Origin of the sequence: Natronomonas sp., from assembly GCF_047616845.1 — an archaeon.
Classification (GTDB): domain Archaea; phylum Halobacteriota; class Halobacteria; order Halobacteriales; family Haloarculaceae; genus Natronomonas.
The window spans coordinates 1-8,117 of sequence record NZ_JBLGBY010000072.1 but is presented as its reverse complement, the minus strand read 5'-3'; the positions used below and the strand labels follow the sequence as shown (position 1 = coordinate 8,117).

The 8,117-nt window shown below is 65.0% G+C and carries 3 protein-coding genes; 2 read left to right on the top strand and 1 reads right to left on the bottom strand.

Annotated features, from left to right (window positions below; translation table 11 throughout):
* Window positions 1-194: 194 nt before the first annotated feature.
* The gene (gltB, locus tag ACI8UR_RS11705; RefSeq protein ID WP_411713987.1) at window positions 195-4,718 is read left to right on the top strand and encodes a glutamate synthase large subunit; all 4,524 of its coding nucleotides are present in this window, start codon (window positions 195-197) and stop codon (window positions 4,716-4,718) included.
* A gap of 85 nt (window positions 4,719-4,803) precedes the next feature.
* On the opposite strand, the gene ACI8UR_RS11700 is transcribed toward gltB, so the two are convergent.
* A complete protein-coding gene (locus ACI8UR_RS11700; RefSeq protein ID WP_411713986.1) occupies window positions 4,804-5,985 on the bottom strand; it encodes a threonine synthase in 1,182 nt (393 codons plus the stop codon).
* Window positions 5,986-6,138: 153 nt separating this feature from the next.
* On the opposite strand from ACI8UR_RS11700, the gene ACI8UR_RS11695 reads away from it, so the two are divergent.
* Window positions 6,139-8,117, top strand: a 1,979-nt coding sequence (locus tag ACI8UR_RS11695; RefSeq protein ID WP_415087898.1) for a hypothetical protein, incomplete at its 3' end; no start/stop codon positions are given.

The following is an 8,117-nucleotide window of genomic DNA, read 5'->3' as shown; positions in this document are numbered from 1 at the left end:
GGGACGCCCCGTCAATTCGGCTGCTTAGTTCTATGGTACACGCTGAGACAGACATCGACGGACAGCGGCGGCGTCAGTGGCAGAACACTGGTAGAAAGCCACACTCCTTCATAATTATATGTCCTTATATGGGGTAAACCCACCATTAGTCTTTGAGGGGAAGCCTCTTATTGGGGTACTCATGATGAGTTAGTATGCCTGAGCGAATCGACTCTTCTGCGGGTTCGGCCGGACTCGCAGACCCCGATGACTACCGCGCCAACTGTGGAGTCGGCGTCGTCATGGATCTCGACGGCGGCGCGTCCCACGAGACGGTCGCGGACGGTATCGAACTCCTCGAAAACCTCGAACACCGCGGAACGACCGGCGCCGAGGAGAACACCGGCGACGGCGCCGGCATCATACTCCAGACGCCGCATACGTTCTTCGCCGACGAAATCGACGACCTCCCCGAGAACGGCGAGTACGCCGTCGGCGCTCTTTTCATGCCGCAGGACACCGAGGCCGCCGCCCACCTCCAGACTATCGTTGAGAACGTCCTCGCAGACCACGGTCTCGACGTCTTCGCATGGCGTGAAGTCCCGACGGACAACGCCTCGCTGGGACAGACTGCCGTCGATTCCGAACCCGCTGTCGTCCAGTGTTTCGTCCGCTCGAAACTGGACAGCGACGATTTCGACCGCGCCCTCTACGTCGGCCGCCGCGACCTCGAAAACACCATCGAGGAGCGTCGCCCCGACGGCTCCGGCCGCTTCTACATCTGCTCACTCGACCGTGAGACGGTCGTCTACAAGGGTCTGCTGACTGCCGAACAGCTCCCCGAATACTATCCCGAACTCTCCGACGAGCGGATGGAGTCCGTCTTTGCGATGGTACATGCGCGCTTCTCGACGAACACGCTCGGCGCGTGGCATCTCGCCCACCCGTACCGCAACATCATCCACAACGGCGAGTTCAACACCATCCAGGGGAACATCAACTGGATGCGCGCCCGCGAGGACGACCTCGAACACCCCGCCTTCGGCGACGACATCGACACGCTCCGCCCCATCATCAACGACCCCGAGCAGTCCGACACCGCCTCCGTCGACAACGCTCTCGAACTGCTCATGCAGGGCGGTCGCGAGATGCCCCACGCTCTTCGGATGCTCATCCCCGAGGCCTGGCGCGGCGAGGCGAACCGCGTTCCCGAGGAACGACGCGAATGGTACGACTACCACGCCTCGCTCATCGAGCCGTGGGACGGCCCCGCCTTGGTGGCCGCCACTGACGGCGAACGCGTCGGTGCGGTGCTCGACCGCAACGGCCTCCGACCCTGCCGATACGATGTCACCAGCGACAACACGCTCGTGATGGCCAGCGAGGCCGGCGCCCTCGAACACGACTTCGGCGAAATCGAACGCCGCGACCGACTCCAGCCCGGCCAGCTGTTCCTCGCCGACCCTGAGGAAGGCCGCGTCATCCCCGACGACGAGATCTTCGACGAGCTCGTCGACGACAAATACGCCGAGTGGGTCGAGGACGAACAGGTCGCCCTCGGAGACGTCGCCGACACCGACGACGCGCTCCCTCATGGTGGGGTGCCCGCGCTTCGCTCCCAGCAGGCGATGTACGGCTACACCCACGACGAGATGAACCACCTCATCGAGCCGATGGCCCGCGACGGGAAAGACCCAGTCGGGTCGATGGGTGACGACACGCCGCTGTCCGTCCTTTCGCAGTTCAACCGCCCGCTTTTCACCTACTTCAAACAGCTGTTCGCACAGGTGACGAACCCGCCGCTGGACTACATCCGAGAGGAACTCGTCACGTCGCTTGAATCCCGGCTGGGATACCAGCGGAACCTTCTCGACGAATCGCCCGAACACGCCCGCCAACTCATCCTCGATTCACCCGTTTTGACGGACGCCGAGACGGCTGGCATCAAAGAGCTCGATGGCGACCTTTCGACGTACGTCCTCGACATCACGTTCGACCCTGAGAGTGACCTCGAAACCGCCGTTGAGGACGCCCGTCGGGAGGCGACTCAGGCAGCCCGAGAACACGACCTCATCGTGCTCTCCGACCGCAAGGCTGGCGAGGACGCCATCCCGATTCCGGCGCTGCTTGCGACGGGTGGCATCCACCACCACCTCGTCCGTAACGGCCTCCGGAACCACATCGGTCTGGTGTTGGAGTCGGGCGACCCCCGCGCTGTCCACCACGTCGCCACCTGCATCGGCTACGGCGCCGGTGCAGTCAACCCTTACCTCGCCTACCAGTCCATCACCGACCTCGTCGCCGGCCCGGACGGCGCCGACCAGAGCAAGGCCATCGACGCCTACATCAAGGCCGTCGAGGACGGCCTCCTGAAGACGATGGCGAAGATGGGCATCTCGACGGTCGAATCGTACCAGGGCGCCCAGATTTTCGAGGCCGTCGGCCTCGATTCGGATTTCGTCGCCGAATATTTCGAGGGTACCACCGCGCGGACGGAGGGCATCGACATCGACGACCTCGAGGACGACCTCCGGAAGCGCTACGAGGTCGCCTTCGGCGACGACCCCGACCTCGAACGCCAAGGCGAGTACGAACACCGCTCGTCGGGCATGTTCCACGAGTGGAACCCCGAATCCGTCGGCGCACTCCAGAAGGCAGTCCGCCAGGGTGATTACGACCAGTATCAGGAGTTCGCCGAACTGATGAACGACCAGACGGAGAACCTCCAGACCCTTCGCGGGCTGCTCGATTTCGACTCCGACCGCGACCCCGTCGCCATCGAGGATGTCGAGCCCGTCGAGGACATCGTTAAACGGTTCTCCACGGCCGCGATGAGCCTCGGGAGTCTCTCGCCGGAGGCCCACGAGAACAACTCCATCGCGATGAACCGCCTCGGCGCCAAATCCAACACCGGCGAGGGCGGCGAACCGCCCGAGCGGTTCAACACCGAGAAAGAATGTAGCGTCAAACAGGTCGCATCCGGCCGCTTCGGCGTCACGTCCGATTACCTGACGAACGCCGACGAGATACAGATCAAGATGGCCCAGGGTTCAAAGCCCGGCGAGGGCGGCCATCTCCCGGGTCGGAAGGTCAACGAGATGATCGCCCATGTCCGCTACTCCACGCCGGGTGTCGGCCTCATCTCGCCGCCGCCGCTGCACGACATCTACTCCATCGAAGACCTCAAACAGCTCATCCACGACCTCAAGGCGGCCAGTCCCGAGGCCGACATCAACGTCAAACTGGTCTCGGAAGCCGGAATCGGCACCATCGCCGCCGGTGTCGCGAAGGCGAACGCCGATGTCGTCCACATCTCCGGCCACTCTGGTGGCACCGGCGCCTCGCCGAAAACCTCTATCAAGAACGCGGGCCTGCCGTGGGAACTCGGGCTCGCTGAGGCCAACCAGATGCTCCGGTCGACCGACCTGCGTTCGCGCATCAAGGTCACCGTCGACGGCGGTATGAAAACCGGCCAAGACGTCGCCATCGGTGCCCTGCTCGGCGCCGAGGAGTACGTCTTCGGCACCGCGCCGCTCGTCACCTCCGGCTGTGTGATGGCCCGGCAGTGCCACGAGAACACCTGCCCGGTCGGCGTCGCAACGCAGGACGAAGACCTCCGGCAGCGCTTCCCCGGCGAACCACAGCACGTCATCAACTACATGACGTTCATCGCCCAGGAACTGCGCGAAATCATGGCCGACCTTGGCTTCACCAGCGTCGAGGAGATGGTCGGCCGCGTCGACACCCTCACGCAACGCGATGATGTCGAACAGGAGAAGGCGAAGAAACTCGACCTCTCGGCCATTCTCGCCGAGCCCGCCGGCGACCAGCGCACCAAGACCGAACCCCAGACGCACGAAATCGACGAGGCACTCGACTGGGAGCTCATCGAGGAGGCCGAACCCGCCCTCGAACGCGGCGAGCCGGTATACATCGACTCGGACATCTCGACCGTCCACCGCGCCGTCGGCGCGACGCTTTCGAACCGCATCTCGAAGAAACACGGCACGGAGGGCATGGCCGACGACACCATTACCGTCGACTTCGGCGGCACGGCTGGCCAGAGCTTCGGCGCCTTCCTGCAGGACGGCGTGACGATGCAGCTGACGGGCACCGCCAACGACTACGTCGGCAAGGGCCTCTCTGGCGGCAAACTCATCGTCAACACCCCGAACGACGCACCCTACGAGCCCGAGAAGAACATCCTCATCGGCAACGTCGCACTCTACGGTGCGACCCAGGGTGAGGCGTACATCAACGGCATGGCAGGCGAGCGATTCGCCGTCCGAAACTCCGGTGTCAAAACCGTCGTCGAGTCGGTCGGCGACCACGGCTGTGAGTACATGACCGGTGGCGTCGTGGCCTGTCTCGGCGAGACGGGCAAGAACTTCGCCGCCGGGATGTCCGGCGGTGTCGCGTACGTCCTCGACCGCGAGGGGGACTTCGAGGAGAAGGTCAACTACGGCATGGTCTCGACGAGTCAGGAACTGGACGCGAAAGACCGCCAGATGCTCCGCCGACTCATCGAGAACCACTACGCCTACACCGACTCCGACCGCGCCGAGTACATCCTCGACAACTGGGAGGAGGAGCGCGAGCGGTTCGTGAAGGTGCTTCCCGACGCCTACGCCGAGATTATCGACGAGCGAGAAGATGCCGATGTCCGGAACTCCCTGCCGGACTCGGCGACGCCGGACGCCGCGACCGACCAGGCCGGCCACGTGGCGAGCGACGACTGAACGCCACTTCCGTACTCGAGACTGGTCGTCTCGGACGGTCACAGCACCGATTTTATAAAATAGTGCCCGCGTGCGGGCGGTGTGATTACAGCCCGCGTCCCATCAGCCGACTGCGAACGATATCCGCGTCCTTGTTGCCAGTAGCGGTGTTGACAATAACGACGGTGTCGTCGGCGTTGAACGCGTCGTCCTCCATCAGCTCCCACGCGCCGGCAGCGGCGGTGCCGCAGGCGACGCTGATTTCCAGCCCCTCGTGTTGGGCGACCGTTGCGGCGCTGTCGAGGAGGTCTTGGTCATCGACGGCGACGCCTGCGCCGCCGCTGGCGCGGACGGCCTCGACCGCAGGGAGGCCGCCCTCGGGGTCGGGGATTTCGAGGCTGCCGACGACGGTGTCTGGAACGTCCCACGGCTCGGGGTCGGTATCGGCTTCGATGGCGTCGACGATGGGGGCACAGCCATCGGGCTGGGCAGCGTACAGTCTGGGGGTTCCGTCGACGAGGCCGAGGTCGTCGAACTCCCGGGCGCCCTTCCAGAGCCCGGCGACGGTTTCGCCGTGGCCCACCGGCGCGACGATGGCGTCGGGCCGCTCGAAATCCATCTGTTCGACCAGTTCGTAGTAGATGGGTTTCAGCCCTTCGTGGCGGTACGGCGAATCGAAGGCGCCGGCGGGGAACCACTCCTCGTTTTCCGCGGCGGGGAGTTCCTCGCGTTCGGTTTCGTAGGCTTCGCGGGCGTCGCCGAAGCGCCCCTCGACGACGCGCATATCGCCGCCGTGGACGTTGATCATCGCCTTGTTGATGAAGTTCGCACGGCTGGGGACGAACACGCGCGAAAGCAGACCAGCGCGGGCGGCGTAGGCGGCTGCCGATTGGCCGTCATCGCCCGTCGTCGGGAGCGCAAGGGTGTCGGCGTCGGCAGCCGCGGCGGCTGCGGCGACGAGCGCCTGCCCACGGTCTGTGACGCTGCCGGTGGGGTTGTGTGCCTCGTTTTTGATAAGGACGCGACCGACGCCGAGTTCGTCGGCGAGTCGGGGGGCGTCGATGAGCGGCGTCGCACCCTCGCCCATGCCCTCGGGTACGATTGGCAGCAGTTCCTCGATTTTCCAACCGCCCGAGCGGTCGGCGAGCGTCTCCCTCGTCAGGTCGACAGCGCCGTGGTCGTACGTCGCATCGAGTGTCCCGCCACACTTCGGACACCTGGTCGCCACCTCGTTCGTCGCATGCGTCGTTCCGCAGTCCGTACAGCGGAACCCCTCGAAACTACTCATACCCGGCGTTCGGATGGCGGCGGCAAAGCCCTGTCCTTCCCGGCCGAGCGTTCGTGTTCCTCTCGATGCCATCGGCCGCAAAGCCTATTCGGACACCACGCGTTCTCTCGATTCAATGCGGGCCGGCCGAGCGGCGGCCGGACGAGCTATCACATGGTTGAACTCGGAGCCCTCTCTCGGCGAGACGTGCTCAAAATTACGGGCGGCGTCGGCGCCGCCGGCGTCGCGGGAGCCTACGGTCTGGGTGCGTTCGACCGCGCGCCGGACGCGGCCGCCACCGAGATGAGCGACGAGGAGAGCCGCGAACTCGCCGAACAGTTCGCACCGGTGTACTACTTCGACAGCTACGAGAAATGGTTCCCGACCGACCCCCGACCCTACGAGACCGAGGCCGACGGTGAAACCATCGTCGACGGCTTTCTGGCGTTCGACGGCTACTCGAAACGGTTCCAGGAAGAGGGTGCCCCACCGAACCCGACCGTCTTCTACCGAGTGCTCGAATACGAGGACTCGCCGCTTGCGGTCGTCCAGTACTGGTGGTACGCCGCTTTCGACCAGTTCTCCGTGAACTTCCACTGGCACGACTGGGAACTCACGCAGGTGTTCGTCGACACGGAGTCCGGTGACCCACAGCTGTTCGTCGGCAGCGCCCACTCGCGGAAGGTGCCGAACAACGAGTTCCTCGACCCCGAAACGGCCGGCAGTCTCCGCGTATTACCCGAGCTCGGTTCCCACTCCGGCGGCCTCTCGGTCAACGAGATCGCCGACCGCTTCACGCGGTCGCCGTTCGAGGACATCACCGCCGACATCACGAACAACGTCCTCGAAGGCGTCGAGTTCGAACTCCCGGCCGCCTACGGCCTCCCGAGGGACGAGGGATTCCGACTGCCGTACGTCGCCCCCGAACTCGACGGCGAGCCGATTCACGAACACGAAAAACTGCCGTCGGTCGAACAGGAGTCGCTCATCGCCGCCGAACTCACAGTCAGTTCCTACGAGGAGCTCGCCTCGCCGCCCGAACACCTCCCGGCCCGTGAGACGGGCGAGATTTTCGCGTTCGATGCAGCCGACGTCGAGGCTGACGCTGGGATGGACATCTCCTACGACCTCGTATCGACGGCCGAACTCGAACACATCTCGGCGTTCACGGGGCCGCAGTTGAGCTTCGAGTTCACCGTTCCGGAGTTCGGCGAAGACCTCGCCGCGGGCCACATCACGACGACGGGCGTCCCGTGGGAACAGCCCCGCTACGACGACCCGGCAAGCGATGTGACTGACCCGGCCCACCGCCAGACGCTTGCCGACCGCTACGACGCCATCGCGGAGCCGACACCGGTCAACCGTCTCATCGCCGCCGTCCGACAGACCGAACCCGACGAGGAGGCGCCCGAAGACGAGGGTGTGACGACGACCGAGTCTTCAGTCGAGGCGGTCTGTCTGGTCGAAAGCGACCCCGAAGCCGTGCCGACGTTCGCGGGCGTCGCCGTCCTCGAAGACATGCCGGAGGGAGACCACCGCATGACGGTCAACGGCGCCGGTCTTGCACCCCACAGCGAGCAGGTGACGGTCACGGAGACGCCGGAGCCCGATCTGGCCGGCGTCGATGGTGAAATCGCAGTTCCCGCCGCAGGCGAGGCTGTCAAACTCGAAGTCGACGCCGAGGGGACGGACGCAGACCTGCAGAACCTCGCAATCGAGGACGACTTCGGCGGCCGCATCTACGACGCCCCGATGGACGGCCCCGACGCCGTCTACGTCCACCGCGGTGGCGCCTACACGACAGAGGTTCGGGACAGCGATGACGAACTCGGGGCCTTCCGTGTCAACCCTGACACGGCGGACGTCCGCATCGACCAGCCGCGAACGGGGAAGGCGTCTCTGTCGGAGTTCCTCGCAAACATCTCCGTGGAGACGCGCGGCCGCGTCGAAACCGGGGTCGACCTCGACGACATAGATGACACAGCCGATACCGACGGAACAGGGTCGCCGAGAGACACCACCGACACGACAGTTGGTACCAATACAGCGCAGACCTCGGACGGCAACACGACGGATACGGATACGACGCAGACCTCGGACGGCAACACGACGGATACGGATACGACGCAGACCTCGGACGGCAACACGACGGA

Excerpts from the sequence above, each read along its gene's own strand:
- ACI8UR_RS11700 (WP_411713986.1), bottom strand. The coding sequence starts at position 5,985 with ATGAGTAGTTTCGAGGGGTTCCGCTGTACGGACTGCGGAACGACGCAT.
- gltB (WP_411713987.1), top strand. The coding sequence starts at position 195 with ATGCCTGAGCGAATCGACTCTTCTGCGGGTTCGGCCGGACTCGCAGAC.